At 42.2% G+C, this 22,600-nt stretch carries 17 protein-coding genes; 6 read left to right on the plus strand and 11 right to left on the minus strand.

Annotated features, from left to right (window positions below; genetic code table 11):
• Positions 1–17: 17 nt before the first annotated feature.
• Complete coding sequence (locus NYE72_RS19050; protein ID WP_036688680.1) at positions 18–890, minus strand: carbohydrate ABC transporter permease; 873 nt, start codon at positions 888–890, stop codon at positions 18–20.
• A gap of 15 nt (positions 891–905) precedes the next feature.
• Entirely contained in the window at positions 906–1,862 is a 957-nt protein-coding gene (locus tag NYE72_RS19055; RefSeq protein WP_036688682.1) for an ABC transporter permease subunit, read from the minus strand.
• 144 nt (positions 1,863–2,006) lie between these two features.
• On the opposite strand from NYE72_RS19055, the gene NYE72_RS19060 reads away from it, so the two are divergent.
• The 3 genes from NYE72_RS19060 to NYE72_RS19070 all read left to right on the plus strand — a co-directional run bounded on the left by NYE72_RS19060 (position 2,007) and on the right by NYE72_RS19070 (position 7,224).
• Complete coding sequence (locus NYE72_RS19060; protein WP_036688684.1) at positions 2,007–3,818, plus strand: sensor histidine kinase; 1,812 nt, start codon at positions 2,007–2,009, stop codon at positions 3,816–3,818.
• A 4-nt stretch (positions 3,819–3,822) separates the two neighbouring features.
• A complete protein-coding gene (locus NYE72_RS19065; protein WP_036688687.1) occupies positions 3,823–5,433 on the plus strand; it encodes a response regulator in 1,611 nt (536 codons plus the stop codon).
• Between the two features lie 105 nt (positions 5,434–5,538).
• The gene (locus NYE72_RS19070; RefSeq protein ID WP_036688689.1) at positions 5,539–7,224 is read left to right on the plus strand and encodes an ABC transporter substrate-binding protein; all 1,686 of its coding nucleotides are present in this window, start codon (positions 5,539–5,541) and stop codon (positions 7,222–7,224) included.
• A gap of 68 nt (positions 7,225–7,292) precedes the next feature.
• On the opposite strand, the gene NYE72_RS19075 is transcribed toward NYE72_RS19070, so the two are convergent.
• Positions 7,293–8,426: an SGNH/GDSL hydrolase family protein gene (locus tag NYE72_RS19075; protein ID WP_339210237.1), complete on the minus strand. Its 1,134-nt coding sequence runs from the start codon at positions 8,424–8,426 to the stop codon at positions 7,293–7,295.
• A 166-nt stretch (positions 8,427–8,592) separates the two neighbouring features.
• Here NYE72_RS19075 and NYE72_RS19080 point away from each other — a divergent pair, with 166 nt between their 5' ends.
• Positions 8,593–9,138 (plus strand): CDP-alcohol phosphatidyltransferase family protein, encoded by a 546-nt coding sequence (locus NYE72_RS19080; RefSeq protein ID WP_326047672.1) that lies wholly within the window; start codon positions 8,593–8,595, stop codon positions 9,136–9,138.
• On the opposite strand, the gene NYE72_RS19085 is transcribed toward NYE72_RS19080, so the two are convergent.
• Positions 9,125–12,241 carry an ATP-binding protein gene (locus NYE72_RS19085; protein ID WP_339210240.1) on the minus strand — a complete coding sequence of 1,039 codons (3,117 nt, stop codon included), beginning with the start codon at positions 12,239–12,241 and terminating at the stop codon, positions 9,125–9,127. The two genes, NYE72_RS19080 and NYE72_RS19085, sit on opposite strands and share 14 nt — an antisense overlap.
• 197 nt (positions 12,242–12,438) lie before the next feature.
• Positions 12,439–13,272 (minus strand): sugar phosphate isomerase/epimerase family protein, encoded by an 834-nt coding sequence (locus NYE72_RS19090; protein ID WP_038572064.1) that lies wholly within the window; start codon positions 13,270–13,272, stop codon positions 12,439–12,441.
• A gap of 177 nt (positions 13,273–13,449) precedes the next feature.
• Here NYE72_RS19090 and NYE72_RS19095 point away from each other — a divergent pair, with 177 nt between their 5' ends.
• On the plus strand, positions 13,450–14,349 hold the full coding sequence (locus tag NYE72_RS19095) for a LysR family transcriptional regulator (protein ID WP_038572065.1): 900 nt from the start codon (positions 13,450–13,452) through the stop codon (positions 14,347–14,349).
• An 8-nt stretch (positions 14,350–14,357) separates the two neighbouring features.
• Here the strand turns inward: NYE72_RS19095 and NYE72_RS19100 are convergent, their stop codons facing one another.
• The 3 genes from NYE72_RS19100 to NYE72_RS19110 form a co-directional block, all read right to left on the minus strand.
• A complete protein-coding gene (locus tag NYE72_RS19100; RefSeq protein ID WP_038572067.1) occupies positions 14,358–15,347 on the minus strand; it encodes an aldo/keto reductase family protein in 990 nt (329 codons plus the stop codon).
• A 211-nt stretch (positions 15,348–15,558) separates the two neighbouring features.
• The gene (locus NYE72_RS19105) at positions 15,559–16,647 is read right to left on the minus strand and encodes a DUF1648 domain-containing protein (protein WP_339210242.1); all 1,089 of its coding nucleotides are present in this window, start codon (positions 16,645–16,647) and stop codon (positions 15,559–15,561) included.
• 505 nt (positions 16,648–17,152) lie between these two features.
• Positions 17,153–17,314, minus strand: coding sequence for a hypothetical protein (locus NYE72_RS19110; RefSeq protein ID WP_339210243.1), 162 nt, complete (start codon positions 17,312–17,314; stop codon positions 17,153–17,155).
• A gap of 259 nt (positions 17,315–17,573) precedes the next feature.
• Here NYE72_RS19110 and NYE72_RS19115 point away from each other — a divergent pair, with 259 nt between their 5' ends.
• A complete protein-coding gene (locus NYE72_RS19115; protein WP_339210244.1) occupies positions 17,574–18,782 on the plus strand; it encodes a GNAT family N-acetyltransferase in 1,209 nt (402 codons plus the stop codon).
• Between the two features lie 96 nt (positions 18,783–18,878).
• Here NYE72_RS19115 and NYE72_RS19120 read toward each other — a convergent pair whose 3' ends face one another.
• From NYE72_RS19120 to NYE72_RS19130, 3 genes are read right to left on the minus strand one after another with little or no spacing between them, the layout of a single operon-like run.
• Positions 18,879–19,796 (minus strand): BadF/BadG/BcrA/BcrD ATPase family protein, encoded by a 918-nt coding sequence (locus tag NYE72_RS19120; protein ID WP_076100313.1) that lies wholly within the window; start codon positions 19,794–19,796, stop codon positions 18,879–18,881.
• A gap of 28 nt (positions 19,797–19,824) precedes the next feature.
• The gene (locus NYE72_RS19125) at positions 19,825–21,387 is read right to left on the minus strand and encodes a glycoside hydrolase family 3 protein (RefSeq protein WP_339210246.1); all 1,563 of its coding nucleotides are present in this window, start codon (positions 21,385–21,387) and stop codon (positions 19,825–19,827) included.
• A gap of 17 nt (positions 21,388–21,404) precedes the next feature.
• Entirely contained in the window at positions 21,405–22,547 is a 1,143-nt protein-coding gene (locus tag NYE72_RS19130; protein ID WP_339210248.1) for a DUF1343 domain-containing protein, read from the minus strand.
• Positions 22,548–22,600 lie beyond the last annotated feature (53 nt).

Genomic DNA, 22,600 nt, shown 5'->3' on the forward strand with positions numbered 1-22,600 from the left:
AACTCCCTCTTTTTTGACTATTCTTTTACAGCGCCGACTACGATCCCTGTCACAAAATAACGTTGCAGGAATGGATAAACCAACAATATCGGTAGCGCACTTATGAAAATCTGTGAAGCCCGTATGGTCCGTTGAGACAAGTTAGCTACAGCTGACGGATCAAGCTTGGACATATCTGCCTGAACGATAATGGTCTGCATAAACGTCGCCAGCGGCAGCTTATCCGAATCTCTGATATAGATTATACCGTCAAAATAAGAGTTCCAATGACCCACCATCATGAATAGGGATACCGTTGCAATGACTGGTAAGGAGACTGGTAAATATATTTTCAAAAAGGTCTTAAAATGTCCTGCTCCATCAATAAAGGCTGCTTCTTCAAGGTCCTTAGGTACACCACGGAAGAAGTTCAGCAGCAAAATGATGTTAAATACGGCTACCAATCCAGGTAGGATAAGTGCCATCAAAGAATTCATCAGCCCGAGCTTTAGAATCAGGATATATCCCGGAATCAGACCCCCACTGAACAGCATGGTTACGACAAAATACCAAAGATAGATATTACGCGCCCGGAAAACTCTAGTTTCCTTAGAAAGAGCATAGGCTGCAACCGTATTTACTACCAGTGCAAGTGCTGTTCCTAGTATTGTCCGCTCTACCGACACCCACAGGGATGTAAGAAAATTAGTGTTGTTAAAAGTTTTTGCATAGGCCTCCAAAGTGAAGCCAATAGGCCAAAAGGTGACCAATCCAGCATTGGCTGGGGCGGACGCACTAAGAGATACCATGAGTAAGTGATACAATGGCAGCAAGCAGAGCACCGAAAGGATAGTTAGGAGCACATTGTTGAATATGCTAAATATTCGATATGGAAGGGTTTTATGGTACATTTGTTGTCATCCTTTCTAGAAAATTCTGTACCCTGCAAATCTATAGGCAAGTCGGTATGAAATAACGATTAGAATTAAACTAATTGCCGATTTAAAAAGATTAACTGCGGTCGCAAAGCTGAATTGTCCGCTGAGAAGACCTTCTCTGTACACAAAGGTATCAATGATATCCCCTTGTTGATAGATCAAAGGACTATATAGGTTAAATACCTGGTCAAAGTTGGCGTTCAATACATTGCCCAGTGCCAAGGTCGCAATTACAATAGCAATTGGAATAAGTGCTGGTATGGTAATATACATCGTTTGCTTCCAGCGACCTGCCCCATCCACTTCAGCAGCTTCATAAAGTGATGGATTAATGCCGGATAGCGCAGCTAGGAAAATGATCGTGTTGAAACCAAATTCTTTCCAAACATCACTGGCTATGATGGTAAATCGGAACCAGTTGCCGTCCCCTAGAAAAAAGATCGGTTTTATGCCGAAAACGGACGAAATAAACTGATTGACGATCCCTGTTTGTGCTAGGATATCGATCAGAATTCCTGAAAGGGTAACCCAAGACAAGAAATGCGGTAGATAGACGAGTGTTTGAATGGATCTTTTAAGACCCATATTCCTTACCTCATTGAGCAACAAGGCGAATATAAAAGGAATAATCAGGTTCAAAACAATTTTGGAGCAAGCAAAAAACAGTGTATTCCAAGTAATTTGCAGGAAATAATCGTTCTCCCACATGTACCTGAAATGCTTAAGTCCGACCCATTCGGAATCAAAAAATCCTAATGCAGGCTTATAATCCTGAAATGCCATGAGTATTCCTGACATGGGGATATAAGAAAAAATAAAAACCATAATTGCCGCCGGTAATACCATGAAGTGGAGCACCCATGGTTGTTTATAGCCTTTTTTTCTTTTTCTTTTTATACTTGGTTTATTTTCCAGGCCTACCTGCTGTATTGAATTAGCCTCCATAGCTCTCTCCTGTTCCCAAAAAAAATATTTTGTGTGTGATGGGGATCTCTGCTATAAATAGTATCAGGCGTTTCTCAGGTTTGACTATATAACATTGTTAGGCTTGATATGGTTTTATTAGGACATCATCTGGAGGGTACATTTATGAATATTTGGAAGCGCTTTACATCCCTGAGAGAATTAACACAATCGCGGTTTAGTTTGTTTGCCAAAATAAACTGCCTGATCATACTCTTGTTCATCCCCATCATTATCATGTATACCTTTTCAAATAACGTCACCTACGATGTTGTGAGTAAAGAGCTGCAGGTGTCCAATACGAAGCAGCTCACTTTTCTGTCCAGTCAAATTGATTCACGTATTAATCAGATGATGGACTTCACCCTTATCCTTTCTAGAGATCCAAATGTCAGAGCCTTCAACGGATTAAACATTTGGGCTGATCGATATGATCAGATGCAAACCCGGTATGTCATTCAGGAAAAGATGGTGCTTCAATCCGGGGTTGCAGATATTTGGCCTGCCAGATATGCCGTACATTCACAGCAAAATAAAGATGTCATCTCCAACTACAATCGAGCATTTGGGTATGATGAGGATTACTTAAAAAGAAATATGAGTGGAAAATGGACGTATGGCGATCATAGCTTGGAATCTAAAGACGAGCTAAAATCCTTCTACTGGTTCTATACAGATTCCTTAGCTCAGCCGGGGATGTTGACGGGAAGCAACTTGGTGATTGAAGCCAGCTTCAGTTATGAGAATATTCAGAACATGCTGGATACGTACAAGGAGGGTGGACAAGGTGATCCTTTTCTCTATCATAAAGGGAACTCTCCGATTCTGAATCGCAGTGCGGACAAGCAGTTATCTGAAGAACTCATTCGTTACCTGGATAAACACTCACCTGAGAACACTACGCAGGATGTAGTCAAACTCAATGGCAAGAACTACCTGGTCAGCTCTGTGAAGTCCTCCTATTTGGATTGGAATTTAATAGATGTTGTCCCTCTATATCAAATCCTAAAACCCATTTCGCTCAGTCAGGATTTGTTCTATATCTCGATGATTTTGCTGTTTGTTATGGGAATTTCCGCTTCCATATTACTATACAGAAATGTTCAGTACCCTATCAAAAAGCTAATTAAAGGCTTACGGCGCGTGCAGCGTGGAGATTATTCTGTACGTCTTCATAACGAGGGCCGGAACGAGTTTTCGTTTCTATTCCATCGCTTTAATGATATGTCCCATCAAATTCAAGACCTGATAGAGAATGTGTTCAATGAGAAAATCCGTGCCCGCGAAGCTACACTTAAGCAGCTGCAGGCGCAAATCAATCCGCATTTCCTCTATAACTGCCTTGGTTATATTATCAATATGGCCCAGATGAAGGATGAGGACGCTGTTGTCTCAATGGCTTATAATTTAAGTGCTTACTATCGTTATACTACCCGAATGGAACGGGAAACCGCGTCACTGGATGAAGAAATCAAGCTGCTCGTCAACTATTTGGATATTCAAAAGCTGCGCAATGCCAGAATTGATTATCATATCGAAATCCCTGAGAACATGTTAAGCCAGTCTGTGCCACGTCTAATGCTTCAGCCTATTGTGGAGAACTCAGTCATTCACGGAGTGGCCAAATCGTATTCATCGGGTGAGATTAGCATTAGTGGTGAGATTTCGAACGGCTTCTGCAAGATTTATATTGATGACGACGGGCCTGGCTTGAATCCGGAGCAGTTAGAAGCTTTGAATCGTAAAATGCAGGAGCCATTGCAGGAAGAAATGGGCTGTGGGCTCTGGAATACGAATCAGCGGATCATGCACCTGTTCGGTAATCAATCCTGTCTAACCTTTAAACCATCCCCTCTTGGAGGTTTCCGAACAGAGATTATCTGGGAAATCCCTACTGAGGATGAATATTCTAAATTTAAGAATCATCAAGGAGAATAACAACATGCAAATGATTATAGTAGACGATGAAGCGCACTGGGTAGATAATCTTGCCATGACTAAACCCTGGCATACGCTAGGAATTGAACAGGTGCATAAAGCGTATTCGGCACGTGAGGCGCTACAAATTATCGATACCAACCCGATTGATATTGTGATCTCGGATATCCAAATGCCCGAAATGACGGGAATTGAATTAATAGAGCGGATAAGAAAACGTGATAAAAAGATTAAATGCATTATTTTATCAGGCCATTCGGAGTTCGATTATGCCAAAAAAGCACTCCAGCATAATGCAGTCGATTATTTGCTTAAGCCACCTACCGATGATGAAATCATCGGTGCAGTCAAAACTGCCATCGAGCAATTGAACACAGAATGGGAACTTATCAGTTCGCTTAAACGAACCCAGTTTACCCTACGGGAAAATCTGCCGCTTTTACGTGGTCAACTGCTGCTTGATGCCTTGCAAGGTCATCAATTTCAAGCTGGCGAATGGGAACGGAAGCTCGTAAATTATGATTTGCCCTTCCATTCTGGCGATTGCGCTTTGATGCTTGTACGCATGGAAGAAGAATTTAGCCATTATAACAATAATGATCAAACCTTAATTGAATATGCCATCATCAATATGGCTGAAGAGATTATGGGTGAATTCATGCAGGTCTGGGGCGTTAAAGAAGAACATGGATATCTTGTGTTTCTGCTTCAGCTTAAAGAGAAAGGATCCGACATCGGCAAAGAAACCATCCTAGAAAAGCTTTCTTTACAGCTTCAGTATAAGGTTAAGCAATTTCTGAAAGGTTCCCTGTCCATAGTAATCACCGAGTGGTTCCAGTTTCCCGAGAAGGTGTCGAGCCGTTTCCGTCAGGCTACAGCTTATTTCCGGCAGATCGTGGGAGACGAGCGCGAATTCGTAATGCGGGTCAGCGAATTTGAACCTTCCACCACCCAAGGACCTTTGGATGCCCTTTACACCCCGCCGACACTAATTCACCTGCTTGAAAGTGGGCATTGGGATGCTGCGGAAGAGAAACTACTCGCTGTCTGCGCGGAGCTGGATGAGAAATGGTCTGAATCGTGGGAGCATTGCATGGAGGCAGGTTTTTTAATCACTGCATCCTTCACGAATCTCGCACACCGAAATGGACATACTCTAGCTAACTTAGTGGGAGACGATCTCGGTTGGTTGCAAAGCGGTGAAGCGTTCTCGACCATCGGTAAACTTAGAAAATGGTCCCTCAGCATCCTGAGCAAATTGAAAGAAGGAACGTCTAACGAAATTAAGGACATCAGGTCTGAATATGTGAAAAAGATTCAAGATTTCACAGACAAAAACCTGCATTTAGATGTTTCATTACGGGTTCTGGCTGACCATGTAAACCTCCATCCGACTCATTTATCAAAAATTTATAAGATTGAAACGGGTGAAGGAATAAGCGATTATATCTCGCGCCTGCGCATGGATCGGGCCTGCCATAAGCTGAAAACCACTTCTAAAAAAGTCTATGAAATCAGCATGGAGATTGGCTATATGGACCCTGCTTATTTTATAAAAGTATTCAAACGACAGTTCGGAGTAACACCGCAGGAATATCGAGACAATAATAAATAGCATGATAGAGTCCTATCGAAACTAAAAATCTCATATAGATGCCATCCCCGACTAGTTGTTAAAGTTACACTTGTAAAGATCATACACAGTAGGGGGAATTAAAGAATGATCAAGTTCAAAAAAATGTGGTCGTTGTTAACGGTCACAGCACTTATCACACTCACAGCCTGTGGCAGTGGCGGCGGAAATAATGAAAACGCCAAACAAAACAATACCACATCGTCTGAGACTAGTTTATCTGAAGCAGATGCTGCTTTTGAAAAAGGTAAATACGATCCACCCATCGAGTTCAGTTCGGTATTGATGCCGAAGAAATATGTTCAAGGCGATACAAAAGAAAACAATGTTCACGATCGCTGGATGCTGGAAACACTGGGCATGAAGCATAAAGATACTTGGTATCCTGCCAATGACGATCAATACAGACAAAAGCTTCAGCTTGCCATTGCTTCTGGCGAAAAGCTGCCTGACTTCGTTTCTGTACCAACCAATGCAGTGTTGACCAATCAACTGATTGATTCCGGTCAGTTCATTGCTATCGATGAGTTGTTTGACAAGTATGCTAATAAAATTCTAAAAGATCATGCTGCAGCACACCCAGAACTTTGGTATCCATTCACAAAAGACGGTAAGAAATACAATATGCCGATCCTTGAATATACCGATAATGACGATACCCTTCTCTGGTTACGGGAAGATTGGATGGAAAAGCTGAACCTTCAAGCTCCAAAAACAATCGCCGATCTTGAGATCATTATGGACAAATTCAAGAACGAAAACCCTGACGGTCTAGCACCTAAAGATGTTTTCCCACTTGCGATTTCTTTGAAAAACAATACAAACACCTGGATGGGCCAACTAGACTGGTTATTCGGTGCTTACGGTACGATTGAAGAACAATGGAATAAAGATGCCGACGGCAATCTAGAATACGGTTCCATAAATCCTGGAGCTAAACAAGCCCTTGCTAAGCTTAGTGAGTGGATGGAAAAAGGTTATATTCACACAGACTCCGCACTTTGGGATGAAGGTAAATCTGCTGAAAGCTGGACAAAAGGCGCCGCAGGTATTCTACCAGGGGCAAACTGGGTTCCAGACTGGCCAGCTCCCGATCTTATGAAAAATGTACCTGGAGCGAAGATCAAAGCTTATCCGGTTCCAGCAGGTCCAGACGGACTCATCGGTACCAAATGGCAGAACTCTGGGGTAAACGCTAGTATCATGATTAACAAAGATGCTAAGCACCCTGAAGCAATTTTCTTATACTACAACTACTTGCTTGATAACCTAGCTAATCCTGCAGCTGGTAGTGAATTTGAATACGGCTTTGCTAAAGGCTACGATTGGGACATGATTGATGGAAAGCCTACTAGTGATAAAGAGAAGATTAAAGACTTCTCCAATGAGTTTCCTTTCTTAACTGGACCGGCTCGTATTCCTGATCTGTTCATGAAGACATTGGTTAAACTTGCTGATGGTGAAACACCTGTAACTCCTTATGAAAAACAAATGGCTGAGTTCCGTAAACCGGAAAACTGGGCCGCTGCAAAAGTTGTTATGTCGCAAATAGACATTCGTAGACAGAACTATTTCACTGGTGCTGCGACACCAACGATGGTATCCAAATGGAATCTGCTTCGTCAATCCGAAATGGAAACCTTCAACAAAATCATTTACGGCAAGCTTCCAGTAGATGCCTTTGACTCCTTTGTTTCCAACTGGAAAGCAAATGGTGGTGACCAAATCACCAAAGAAGTTAACGAATGGTTCAAATCTGTATCCACCAAATAGACTAAAGTAAATAAAAACAAGCCGGAGCGTGATCCTTTCGCTCCGGCTTGTTTTTTATGAATTCATCATTAACTTTCGCCCGCTAGAATCCCTTTCAAATACCCCGTCAACTCTTTTGCCGCTTGTTCATGAGCTAATGCTCCCGGATGACTTCTTGCCCCTATGGTCTCATCTGTCATATTCGGAAGCTGCAACACAGAAACCTGCTTGTCCCCTGTTTTCTTGCTATAAGCATCGACCGCTCGGTAGATCGCCGGCATCATGGGGATACCAAGCATCCCGTATGCCCATACGAGATGTGCATGTTGATTATTTTTTCTAAGCTTCATCAGAAATTTCTCGGCGGCATCGACAAAAGCTTGTATATCATCCTCATGATAGGTCCCGTCTTCATTTAAGCGTTGTTTATGGCTCTCCCCTGTTACCTCATCTTTCCATTCTGGCGATTGAAAAGCGCCCCCATCATTTGTTCCTAGATTAACTACCACAACATCTGGCTGCCAGGATTCAAAAGAATGTGCTTGAAAAGCTCCTAAAGCTTCGTTTTTTGCTCCAGTTAGAAGACCACAAACCTGTTCATAACCATCAGGGATATTACCGTGCGGATTATTATCCCAGCTAGTAAGGACGCCCCAGCCACTTTGAGAAATAACTCTATATTCTGCATTTAAAGCATCTGCCGTCATGCTAGTATAGTTGTTAATGGCACTAAACCACATTGGAATCCAGTCTTCTTCAGCCTTGGCACCTATACTTCCTTCTCCGGATGTTATACTGTCACCTATGAACTCTATCTTGTGGGGTTTGTCCGCAACGGGCAGAAATTCCCCATCCATCTTCACCGCATGTATCTGCAAAGAGCAGCCAGGGTCTCCACTCATTGCCTGCACATCTTTTACAATACGTACATTTTTCACAACACGTTCATTCATGCCTCTAAATACACAAATCCAATACCGGCCTGCTACTAACATTTGTCTGCTAACAGGAACGGAGTTGATCAGGATGCTAATCCAAGGTTCATAAACATCATAATCTGCTTCTACTTCAAGCCATAGCTCAGAACTTTTAACATTTAATTCGACCGCACTGCCTGTCCAAAATAACGTTAGTGGAGAAAGTAAACCTGTTGTTCTGCCGTGAATTTTCAGATGTTCGATATCAGCTAATGTATGTACCTTTAAGTTTGTATTCTGCTTCATAAAATCCCTCCTAAATTACTACTAGAATCCTAATCTACACTTCTACTTCACTACTTCTTCAATACTATCTTATAATCCTTTTCCAAATAGCATATAGCATATAGCATATACTCTGCCTCTGGTACAATAGAATTAAATGAGGTCATGAACAAAGGTGGGATTGAAGTTGAAAGTTATACCTAACTGTATTACACTTGGCAGAATTATTTTGGCAATCATGCTGTTATTCTTCGAGCCCCTAAGTTCGCCCTTTCTTGCAATTTATATCCTTTGCGGAGTCACCGATCTGATAGATGGTCCAATTGCCCGAAAATCAGGCACAACAAGTCATCTCGGAGCAAAGCTGGATTCTGCTGCCGACACAATACTAATCGGGATCAGCTTATTTACTTTGTATCCGCTTCTAGGTCTCACACTCGAATTCATCCTATGGATCTTCTTGATCGCGGTCATCCGCTTAACAGCGATAGGGATTGCCCTTCGCAGATTCAAAACTTACGCAAGCATCCATACCTACGGCAATAAACTCACCGGGCTCCTCCTATTTGTAACTCCTATATGGCTTTCCCATAGTAACCACACCATTTGGACAACCATTGTCTGTATAGTTGCAACCTTATCCGCCGTGGAAGAATTGATCATTCAAATCACATCCACTCAATTACAGCTAGACAGAAAAGGATGGTTTTACAACCATCCTAATCAGGAATAATGAAAGACACCGTAGTTCCCACCCCAGGAATACTTTGAATCTTCAAGCCTTGTCCATATAATTGTGTTAATCTCCGATCGGTATTAAGGAGACCAATTCCTTGATCCTTAAGACTTTTTGGCTGTAATAACTTGCTGACTTGAGCTTCATCCATTCCAATCCCCGTATCTGCAATGATAAAATGAATAGCCTCCGCATGTGTCTCAATATGAATACGCAAGATTCCACCTTTTGCCCGACTTAATATCCCATGCCGGACGGCGTTCTCCACCAGTGGCTGAATCGTTAGCGGAGGAATTAGAAGCTGGAGATTCGCGTCTACTTCCCATTCAACTTGCAGCCTTTCCTCAAAACGTTGCTGCTGGATATATACATAATTCTCGACCAGCTCCAGCTCTTGCGACAGCGAAACAAGTTTGCCTGCATTTAAGAAGTCAAAGCTGATCCGCAGATAAGTAGTGAACGCATCTGAAAGATCTTTCATTTTGACAGTGTCAAAATCACTCAAGGACATAATCGAATTTAATGTATTAAAGAGAAAATGTGGATGGATCTGCGCTTGTAAATAAGCAGCCTCCATTCTCAAACGATCATTGACTGCTTGCTTCATAGAAGTGAGCGACGATGCGCGATACTTCAATTCCATTGCATCTACTGGCTTAGTAACATAGTCATTTGCTCCAGCCAAGAAACCTGCGTAGACATCCTCCTGCTCACTGCGAGCGGTCAGTAGAATAATAGGAAGTTCATACATCGTGAACCGCTCGCGTATCAATCTTGTCAATTCATAACCAGACATGCCCGGCATCATCACATCAGCGATAACCAAATCGAACTGCTCATGATGCAACATATCCAGCGCCTCACGGGCTGAAGTCGTTGTATCAATCCGATAAGCTCCATCTGATAAAATATTTTGCAGAACTTTTAAATTGACCGAATCATCATCAACTGCCAGCACATGTATGATATCAGCGTCTGTATCGAGCTTCGAGAGTGGCTCTACTTCCTTTGTATTATAGGTGGCAGCCACCATAGCTGATTTCTCAGCAGTTATCCACGTGCTGAATGGTGACAATGGATCCGAATCTTTTTCTGCATAGACATCCGGAATGGATGACTGCAAGCTCCCTTTGGCTACAGGTAATTTGAAGCTGAACTTACTTCCCTGACCCGGCTGCGATTGCAGCAATAATTCACTGCCATGCAGTTCGACCAGCTCCTTACAGATGCTTAGTCCCAGCCCAATGCCGCCTTGACCGTAAGCCCCTTGTTCATAGCGCATAAAAACACGCTTTTTCAAAGCTTCATCCATGCCTACTCCTGTATCCGTAACATGTATCCATACATCCCCACCCACTTGTTCTGCGGCCAGTTCAACACTTCCCTGTTCGGTGTACTTTAGTGCGTTATGAACTAAATTAATCAGAATCTGCACCAATCGCTCCTCATCCGCATAAACACGAGGCAGTTTCTCATCTATAGACATTCGAAGCTCTACCTTCGTCCCACCGGTTAAGAAGCGTAACATATCCAGTACACCTTCAGCCAATGACCTCACTTGCAAGACCTTTATATTCATCACAATCCGCTTATCCTGCAATCGCACAACATCAAGCAAGTCATTCAGCATAAGCGACATCCGGCGACTGACCATAATTAGCAATTCCATGTCACGCTGGCTCTCTTCATCCAGCACATGTTTTTTTCTTGTTAACACACTTTGGGCAATATTCATAATCCCATGCAGTGGAGTGCGCAGCTCATGTGACGTATTGGCTAGAAAACGGTCCTTTAATTTATTGGATTCCGCCAATTGAGCGTTCAGTAACACATTTTGATGGGATTGATGAAAATATCTCCTAAACCAATAGGCGGAAAATGCGGCAAGGGCAGCTATTAAATCTACGGGATAAAACATAAATTGTGAGCTACTGGCATAGTAGACAGCCCCCCACAACATATTATTTAGTACTGCTAACACTGAAAACAATAAAAATAGAGCACCTTCAGCTCGTAAGGATACCATCTTCCAAAAATAATATACCGTCCAACACACTGGAACGTAATACAGGATCATGTAATACCCTTTTCCGATGATATATAACACTGCCTCTTCAGGACCTACAATAATAAATAAAGTAAAAATGAGAACTGACAGGATGTAACTATAAAACGCCTTGCCTTTCCGTCGATTCCCCAATAGTTCTCTTCCCATCAATAAAAGGAATAGACAAAACCCTATATACGAAAGAACCTTTAACCTCAACATCCAGATAAAATCAACATGAAGAAACCGGAACATTAGTCCATTATGTTCAACCCCAATGGATACAGCCGCAGCGACCATCATGAGGAAAAAAATAATCAGCTCTGTTTTTCGTACATCCATCAGATAGATAATCAATAAATACAACCCATGTAGAAGAAGCATGACCCCTACGACTAGCTGCAAGCCAATGGAATTCCAGTATATAGTGTCTACTTCATGTTGAATGCCAAACTCCACGGACCGAATTATGCCCCCTTTTAGTGGAGACTCATAGTTTGACGTCCGAACAAATAGATCCAGATGCTTCTGATCTGTAGGTGTATAACTGATTAAGAATGCTTTCGTCACATAAACATGCTCTTCCTTCTCGTCAGATAACACACCAAACCGTGCGAGCACTGTTCCATTGATCTCCACTTCAGAAGAAGTATAGATGGACTGGAACCAAAAGCTTAGCGGCTCAGACAAGGGTTGATCTAGCAAAATACGCATATGATAAGTTCCGTATCCATATGCCTTTTTTTGCTCTGAAGGATTAAATGCGGTACTCCAGTTACCCGGCACCTGAAGCATTTGGCCTTTTAAAACGCTATCCACATTGGCGGCATTCACCCATTGTTGAGGATAAAACTCCCATTCTCCATCCAATGGAAAAGAGCTTAGTGATTCAAGGTCTACTCCCCGCAAATCGAGCACACCTTGCTCCACTACAGGAGGATTAGACAGAGTAAAATGATTGTACCAGCTCCAGCGTATTGCAATCAGCAGGCAGATGAATACTACTATGTACAACATATGACTTAACTTAATTTTATTCTCCGAAGTTCTCATAGACTCCTCATTCGTCAATAGTATTTAATAGTGCTATATCCCTATCTCCAACTTTGAGCAATACAGTATGATTATACTATATTAAGAGGCCTATAGACGTATGTAATCCTATGTTTAGAGGAAAAAAATCAACTATCCCATAGAGCAGATAGTTGATTCCTTCCTTAACGCTTCTTCTAATGTAGAGTTCGATGTGTTTAGATTTCTAGCAATGAGAATACTTTATCGAAACCTGCTTTGGAACGGGAAAATAATTCAGATGAACTGTGTGCGGAGGCTGGTGCCAGCACTTCTTGGGCGATAACGCCGGTATACCCGATCTTTGTAAGGCTTCCCAGGAAGCCTGTAAGATCAATAGCCCCTTCCCCTGGATACAATCGATCAAAATCAAGCAATTCTTCTATGGGCAGAGGTTTAGCATCATTGATATGGACATACGCGATTTGATGCGGTTGTAATTTCAGCAGATCCTCACTTGTTAATCCATTTGTATGCCAATGATAGGAATCCAGCAACAAGCCGATATTTCTCACTTGAATGGTGTCTATCCAGTTCAACGTATCATGCATCGTCCAGATCAGCGGATTTGCCCATTGTGTACGTAAGTGATGAGGGCCAACGAACTCTAAGGCTAGCGAAATACCATAAGCGCCTAATATTTCTGCACATAGTCTTAAACGTCTAGTGGCTGCAATCATAAACGGTGCGACCGGAAGATCAGTCGAAGGTAAAATATATGTGCAGCATGTGGTGCACTTTAAGTCAGCAGCGGCCTCAGCCATCTGGGTAAGCGATTTCAGACTCTCCCTAAAGCTATCCTCTGTCGTGCGCCAATCTACCTCTAAACCAAAAGATCCTAGCATGACGCCATGACTTTCCAACAATTGAACTGCCCCATCCTTGCCATATTGCTGTACCAACTCTAATGGATTGACGTCTATGGACCGAAACCCGAATTGGCTCGCAAGTCTGATGTATTCTTCATTGGAACTAATCTCGCCCAAACCTGCTGTTGTTAATCCTCTTATCATCGTAGATCTCCCCCTTTATGACCAATCAAACAGTACATCATTGTTCTGGGTACCCATTCCAAGTCTAGCGCATTTGGCACTCGAATAAAACACCTCAAAGGACATGTCATTCCTTTCATTTTTCTTCAAAGATCCTTATACTTGCTTGAAGAAGCATTTCAAGGGAGAATGAAAAGTATGGACATAAAAAAATTGCAATACTTTATCGCAGTAGCAGAGGAACTGCATTTTAACCGTGCAGCAGAGAAGCTAAATATGACACAGCCTCCCTTAAGCCAGCAAATTCAAGCTCTGGAGAATGAAATTGGTGTGAAACTATTAGAACGGAACAAAAGACAAGTTCGTCTCACGCCAGCGGGGGCGGTATTTCTAGAAGAGGCTAAATCCATTTTATCTCAACTGGAACGCTCTATTAAAACAACACAATTAGTCGATCAAGGAATTATCGGACATTTGAACATTGGATTTATAGATTCTGCAGCTGGTGGAGTATTGGTTAATATGTTAAAAATGTTTCGGGAACGTTATCCACAAGTACAACTCAGATTACATGAGATGACGTCTGCTCAGCAGTGGCAGGCTTTACATGAAGGAACGATTCACATTGGATTTGTACGTTATACAGAGTCGGGCAAACATATCGACCATCGTCCCTTAGTCAATGAATCGCTTATTGCCGTTTTGCCAGAGCAGCATCACCTATCTCAATTACCGGTGTTATCCATTCGCTCTTTAGCTTTAGAGCCGTTTATATCGTTCCCGCGTCATTTAGGAGCTCCTTTTCATGACCTCATTATGAGCTTCTGCGCCCAACACGACATGTATCCGAATGTTGTACAGGAAGCCATTCAGATGTACACCATTGTAAATTTGGTAGCTGCTAATCTTGGAGTTTCCATTGTGCCCTCTTCAGTTGCTATTTTTCAGCGTGAAGGTGTCGCATTTCGTCCCTTTGAAGAAAGCACACCATCGATTCCCCTTTATGCCGCTTGGAGAACCGATTGCGATCGTGCCTCCTTATCCGCGTTACTAGAGATCATAGGACAAATGAGTTCAGAAGCTATTAATGGTGAATAATATAATATTCAGCCCGTTTTTCTAGGATCACGTTCAACGAGTCCTTCTAGCACCCTATCGATTTCCAACATCACTTCCCTATCCAGACGAACTCCCGCAGCTTTGGCATTTTCTATAACCTGCTCAGGCTTGGATGCCCCAATAATTGCAGATGAGACTTGTGTATTTTGCAACACCCATGCTATAGCCAACTGCGGAAGCGTCAACCCAACTTCACTGGCGATGGAAGAGAGATTCGAGACCGCCTCAAGCACCTCAGTCCGAAGCCACTGACCCGCCAATTTATTCATAAATGGTGAGCCCGCAGCGGTTGAAGCACGAGAACCCTCTGGCAATGGTTGCCCTGGCATATATTTACCTGAAAGAATCCCTTGAGCAAGCGGTGACCAGACCACCTGTCCAATCCCTTCCCGCTCACAAGCTTGAACTACCTCCGTCTCCATCACGCGCCATAACATCGAATATTGAGGTTGACTAGCCACCAATGGCACCTTCAATTCCCTCGCCAAAATAGCACCTTCTGCTATCTGATCCGCCGTCCACTCACTTATCCCGACATAGAGAACCTTACCTTGACGCACCAGATCCGAAAAAGCCAAAAAGGTCTCTTCAAGGGATACTGTTGCGTCAAAGCGATGCGCATAATAGATATCAATATAATCGGTCTGTAATCTGTTCAGTGAAGCATGGCACGCCTCCATAATATGCTTGCGAGACAGACCTCTTGCGTTACGTCCCGTCCCTGTGGGATGGCACACCTTGGTACACAATTCGATATCAGCTCTGTGCACTCCTTTTAATGCTTGGCCCAGCACCATCTCAGCTTTCGTATCGGAATATACATCTGCAGTATCAAATGTTGTGATCCCTACATCCAATGCAGCGCGAACACAAGCATGGGCAGTATCATTGTCCACTTGAGCACCATGTGTAATCCAATTACCATAAGCAATCTCACTTAGATGTAAGCCACTAGTTCCTAATTTGCGATAGTTCATTTTATACCCTCCTTTAGATAACAATCTGATTGTAACAAAGAGATATTAATACGAGAAATACTCTTTAATATGCAGTTTAATTCAAAATAGATATTACTGAGACACTTAAAGATAATAAAAAAACGCCCTTTAGGCATTTTTTTCGGTAAATATTCTGTTTCGAAACTCTAACTTCGCCTATACTCCGGTGAGTATTAACCTCCAAGCTTTGTTACCGCACCACAACTAACAGTACAATAATTCCGAGCCAAAACAGCCAGCTTACTGGGTGACCGAAATTTAATCCCCAGCCGACTCCGAGCCTTTTCTTGACGATTAGGTTTGGATCTTTGCGATTGAAATAAACCATACCTAATAGCCATTTTTCATCATCATGGACAGGTCTGACATTGGAGCTATCGGCAGATCGCTCCAAGCGGCTTTCACCCTGACCAGCCCAGAACGTTAAGGCCAAGGCGTATAGGATGATAAGGGCTATTATGATTAGGATAATAGGGATAGCGAAATTCATGTTAAGCTGAGATATCATATTTAGTTGCACGACGGAAAACAGGATAACTATTAAGAAGCTTGCTGTAAGCATAAAATATGACCAAGTACGGCGGTAAGTTGCGTCTTGTCTGATGGAACGGTTAGGATCATTGGGTTGAACCTGCTGCTTCACTCTGCGAATACTCCAATTCTCAAATATGAACAAAAGTGTTATGAACACTTGCATGATCGTAGGCATAAACACAGAACTATAAGATTTAGCTGCATAGCCGTCTACGTTCCAACTGCTGTTGTAATGGATCGGAATCTGATCAGGAATCAGATCGTAGTTGCGTAGCACATTTACAATAGTAACAACAATAATTAAAACATGAATGAGGAACCATTTATTAGACAAGCCAATGTTTCTTTTCCGAAATCCAGTGTCCACTGCCATGATCGATGGTTCCAGAGCAATAGGCAGCATAGGTAGTAAACTTTTCATTTTGAAATGATAGCTAATGTTTATGACTAGGGAGATTACGACCATGGCGAGTGAATAAGTGACAATGATCCAACTTGGTTGCTTGGAATGTTCACCACCGTATATTAGACAGAGGATACAAACAATGAATAGGATGGTATGTAAGGTAGCACTAATCCTAGCATATGACTTCCGCATCTGGCGCAGAGGCTCACTATGGAATTGTACAGGGCTGACGGTGACCCCAAAACTAATCGTCTCTCTTGTTAAATAAGGCATGCTTACCATGAGTACAATGGCAGGTACAAATACTAAGATCATTACTATAACAGGCATTATCGTCATATCATTCGCCTCCTCTTATACATAAGTGTGTATTTGAAAACTCTATAACCCTTATAGCATAGGCGATTCATCACTATGCCTTTTTGCGTATGATTATCCTATTAACTTAGGATAGGTAATCGGCTTGAACATAAATTTTATTATAATCGATTTTAGTAACTATAGGGGTGAAATTAACAATTTATCCAGTTTTTTTGCTACGCAGAGCTCCTCATCTGACAACTGAATTATGTCAAGTACATCTGTTTGAAATTCTGTGTAGGTAAAGGACTCGCCTCGTATCTGCAATGGTGCGGATTACTTCGTCAGAGTATAAATAAGTCCTTCCATGCTTAATATAGTACTTGCTCAGGTTTGTTCCATTAAGATATTTCTCTACAATCGCTCGATAAATCGGACACTTCATTTCATCCACTATCAATGATAGAATGCACCGTTTCATTCGATTCAACATCAAAATAGCCAACATACGGCGTATTTTCTACTTCCGCTGATAATCGGATTTTCAGTGCAGGAAACCATCTATTCCTAGCGACCTGCAAAAACGAACAACCGCCGCACTGCTTGCCTCCGCTTTTGTCGCTAACTCATGTATGGTCATATGCAGCACTTCTTTAGCATTTGCAAGAATGTACTCCGCTACTTTTCTCTGATTCTGGCAATTCATTTAAGTCTAGCTCAATTTGCGAAATCATACTTCCCCGCAATTAAACCCGCTCCAACAAATGCAGGAATCATTGGTATGAAAATATTTCCGATTTTTCACAAAAAGTTCTTGAACGGTTTATCTATGATTCCACACGTTCCATTATTGACGAATTTTTTTTTCAACATTAAACTATAAGTAAGAAATTAAATATCAAAAAAAACCGTTTTTTTCATTTATTAAATTTATCCCAACATTACGGCGCAGGAGGAAATGAAAGATGACGACGACACCAAACATCATCGTAATGAACCATCCAACTAGAGAGCAGCTTGAAAAGATTTACGATATTTTAGATGAATGCTTCTCCGTAGGCCGAGCTTTTTTCCAAGAAAGATTAGACCTAGACACCACATATGATCCAGATACAACATGGTTTGCGATGGTTGACGATAAGATTGCATCTAATGTACAAATTTTTCCGTTTCATATTAGAGTCGGTCAAGCGATCTTGAAAACGGGTGCAATGGGGAGTGTCGGTACAGATCTAAATTACCGCGGGCTGGGGCTTGCACACAAAATTCTTCATGCGCAGACCAACTATATGAAAGAAACCGATTATGATATAAGCTTACTTTTGGCTAGCAAGCATGCGTTTTATGAAAAGGCTGGCTGGAGACTTATTCCGGAGACTGCTTTCGCAATTGAAAAACCAGCAAGTTTGGAGCAGCAGCAAAACAGTGATGAAATCATTCCTTTTGAAGCCTGTTATCTCGATGATATCCGTTTCATCTATGAACAATTCAATGAGAATCGTACCTACACCGTGATCCGAAGTAGAACGTATTGGAATGATTTATTGACCTGGCCGGAATGGAAGAAAGTTGACTGCTTGCTCCTTCGCAGAAATGGAAAAATCGTCGCTTATGGCATCATTGAAAAGAAAGATACTGAACAAGTATTTATTAATGAATTATTGTATTTGAACGAAGCCGAAAACGGCGTTGAAGCTTTGTTTCATGCCTTATGTCAGCTGCGCCAAAATGCAAAGCAAATATTAGCGATGCTCCCAGAGGACCATATGCTATATTCCTATTACCAACAGCATCAAGCAAATTCAATTCAAATCAATATGGCGATGTGGAAAATGATCAATCTCAGTTCAACTTTCCATAAGCTTCAGCCTGAATTAGAAGATCGCCTAAACCGTAGCAACATAATTGCAGACCAGGAGTTGCATATTGCACTTCGCAGCAATGAGGACTGTATCTACTTGGATTATAAGCAAAAGCAGCTTTCTGTTTCCGATGCTAGTAATCATACCAATCCCTATACTTCAATAGAAGTAGATGAACGCGAGCTAATGACTTATATCATGTTCGGCTATAATGAAGCAGGCGCAGCAAAGGATAGTACTGAGTACGCTAACATCCTTCAAGCTCTATTTCCGAAACAACAAGCCGTGTTTTATTTGACTGATAAATTTTAAGCCATTTTTGATTCCTACCATTTTAAAATAAGGGTGTGTCGCAAGTCCAACTGCTCGGACTTATGACACACCCTTATTTTTCCATAGCGACAAAAACTAGTCGTTGTTCTTTTTTGATCTTCCTAACAGGACAGCACCGTAGGCTGCATCCTTAATCGGCAAAATCAACTTTGTTTGCGGGTAGCTCTGTGCGAGCTTTCGCTCCAAGGCTTCTTTCACAAAGCGAGACTTTTGCAGCACACTTCCTGCAATCGCAATCGGACTTTCATATAGCTTAAGCCGTTCAATAACAGGCACAACAAGCTCATATAGATTGGCTGCACATTTCTCCGCTAACGCTATTGCATGTGCATCGCCCTTCTCGCATGCGGTCGTCATAATCGGTGCGAGCTGCGCAATATCTTTTTTCGTCGTATTTTTATCATAAACAAAGCCAATAATCTCTTTCACAGTGCTTAATCCAAGCTGCTCATATACCATCGCTGGGATGACCGTATCGGTTATTCTTCCGTCCTCCACTTGAACTAATCCGGATAATAGATCGCGCCCAATACTATAACCGCTTCCCTCGTCATCAATCAGATGACCAAAACCTCCTGTGCGATGCTGCTCTCCTTTTTCATTGACCCCAAAGCAAATCGATCCTGTACCGGCAATGAGAATGATGCCTTGCATCGCATTTTGTGCCCCGTATAATGCGGTTTCTTGATCGCCAGTAATCGTTAATGGCCCGATATAACCGTTATTTCTCACATGCTGCTCCAAAAAATTGATGACCAGCGGATTACTTATTCCTGCCGCACCTATACATATATGAGCAACTTCTTGTAAATTACTGCAGTAGAGCTTCATTTGACTAAAAATTTTCTCAAAGGAAGCGGCAATAGCATCAGCATCACCACCGTTATAATTAATAGGCCCTACAGTAAAGGTGAATAAAGAGTCTTCCTGGTCATGCGTAATGGTGACAGCTGTTTTCGTGCCACCCCCATCAATTCCAACGATAAATGCCATACCTATGTCCCCTTGTTGTACTTTTTATCTACATCTGTATCGTAATCTTGGCGGTGGGTACAACCTCACCATTTAGGATTGGAAGGAGTGATTTGAATGCATCAAGTGTATACTCAAATGCCGCAATTCCGCAGAACTCGCCTTCGATTAACGGTAAATCATACGGGCGACCTAATGTAATGGCCGTTACTTTGCAGCCTGCTGCCAGCAGCTTCTGAACAAGCGCAAGCTGACCTTTGTTTTCACGCGCATTAAACAAGCCGATAACAATATGCTTGTAGCCTTGTACCTTTGGCAGCGCAGCGTTGATTTGCTCCTCACTCGGGTCAATGTCGATAATCTCATAAGCTGTATTAAAATGCTCCCCCATATATTGCGGAAAGCTAAGAGCTTGATTCAAGCTGCTGGACGCAAGATCGGTGCGGTATGAATAGGAACCCATAAATAACACTTGCTCGTCACCGGTATGAATGGGCTGGAGCTCACCTTTAATGAGGCAGATCGTTTCCGTACGCATTAGCTCATTTGCTCGGCGATGTACATCGCAGCCAACTAGTTCATAATCTAGCTCCTCAATCGTCGCATATTGTGCTTTATAAGCTAAAATTTTTGTAACAGCTGCATCAATTAGCGCTTCATCCAAGTCACCGGTGGCTACAGCTTCTTCGATCAAATGAATCGCTTCCTTCACTGTCTCAGGAGTATGACTAATGAATACCAAATCAATACCTGCTTTAACAGCTCCTAACGCTCCTTTTGCCGTACCATAGTATCGTTTGATCGCGTCCATTTCTAAACAATCCGATACAACTAACCCTTTATATCCTAATTTTCCTTTTAATATCTCTGTAATAATGGTATGAGACATAGTTCCGGGCACACCGGATTTTTCAATTTTCGGAAATAAAATATGTGCACTCATAATCGCTTGAGCTCCTTGCTCAATTGCTGCCTTAAACGGCAGCAGCTCAAGCTGCTCTAATTCCTCAAGTGTTTTTTCAATGCTAGGCAAGCCAATATGTGAATCGACATTTGTATCACCATGACCTGGAAAATGCTTAAGTGAGGACATGACGCCTCCATCGAGCAATCCCTTCATCATTTGAATTCCATACTGGGATACTGTTGCAACAGAATCACCATATGAACGAACATTTATGACTGGATTCAATGCATTATTGTTAACGTCCATAACTGGAGCTAGATTAAAATTAATACCTAATGCTTTCAATTCTCTGGCAGTCATTCTGCCTGCTGCATACGCATTTTCAGGTCGTCCTGAAGAAGCAATTGCCATGGCTCCAGCAACATTGGTCGCGTCTTTAGGCATACGAGTGACTCGACCGCCTTCTTGGTCGATCGTAATAAAACCCGGGATACCAGTATGTGTCGTGTACCATTGCTGCAGCTCAGTAACAAGCTGGCCTAATTGATATTTATTGTCGATATTATGTGAGAATAAAATAATATTGCTCACTTTATAATGCTCAATAACTTCCTTCAGCTCAGGAGTGATCTCGGTTGAAGGGAAGCCTGTTACGAACATTTGTCCAATCTTTTCGCGCAAGCTCATATGTTCTATTGTTCTCATCAATTATTCACCTTCCTCTAGCGATATAAATGATACTGCTGTGTTATTTCTGCAAATTGCTTGCTTTCCGCTGCAAACTGTTCAAGCAGCTGCTTGGCTTGCATATTTTCCGTACGATACATGCTGTCTCCCCCCAGCAAATCGATAAATGGGCGAGAGCCCTCCTTCACAGGAGGCAGGAATGAAAATTGCTCGTACAAATCTCTTATCGTAAATAATAAGGTTACCCCAACTTCTAAAGGCCTCAGCACTTGGAGATCTGTAATGTAAATTTGTACCCCGCCGCATAGCTCGCCACAATGTTTAGATGACGTTGGCTTGAAATAAACTGGACGAAAAAGCACACCCGGGATACCTTTTGCATTCATCTCATCTGCCAATTGCTGCGCTTGAATGAACGGAGCACCAATCATTTCAAACGGGAACGTTGTGCCTCGTCCTTCCGAGCAGTTCGTGCCTTCAAATAAACATGTTCCTGTATATAATAACGCTGTTTCATATCGTGGCATTCCAAGTGAAGGATGAACCCAAGTTAATCCTGTATCCGGGAAGGACATGCTCCGTTCCCAGCCTTCCAAACGAACGACATGCAGCGATGCATTCCAATTCATTTGATCATTTGCCATCGTTGCTACCTCACCTGCTGTTAAGCCGTATCGCACGGCTAGCTCGTAATTTCCAACAAATGATTTGAAGCCGGGCTTCAAGACATTCCCTTCTACCGTTACCCCGTTAAGCGGATTAACACGATCAAGAACAACAAATTCCACACCTGCATTTGCACAATCTTCAAGTGCATATAGCATCGTATAAATAAATGTGTAATAGCGTACACCAACATCTTGAATATCGTATACAATGATGTCTACTTCATTCAGCATTTCTTTTGTTAAACGCTTGGAGTCTTTACGGTACAAGCTATAGACTGGAACATTCGTAAAAGGATCCATGTAAGTGTCTACTACTGCCCCTGCATCCAAATCTCCGCGAACGCCATGCTCAGGTGAAAACATCGCAGCAAGATTAAAATTTTCATGTACTATAGTAATCGTTGATGCAAAATCCTTCGTAAGACCTGTCGGCGCTGTAATCAATCCTACGCGCTTACCTTCGAACAAATAACGATAATTCGTTATAGAATCAATCCCATTTAACACCATATGAAGCTGCCTCCTAGCTGCTTTTTCGCATAAATGGATAGAACAAGGGAATG

This window comes from Paenibacillus sp. FSL L8-0333 (genome assembly GCF_037965665.1).
Taxonomy (GTDB): domain Bacteria; phylum Bacillota; class Bacilli; order Paenibacillales; family Paenibacillaceae; genus Paenibacillus_AQ; species Paenibacillus_AQ odorifer.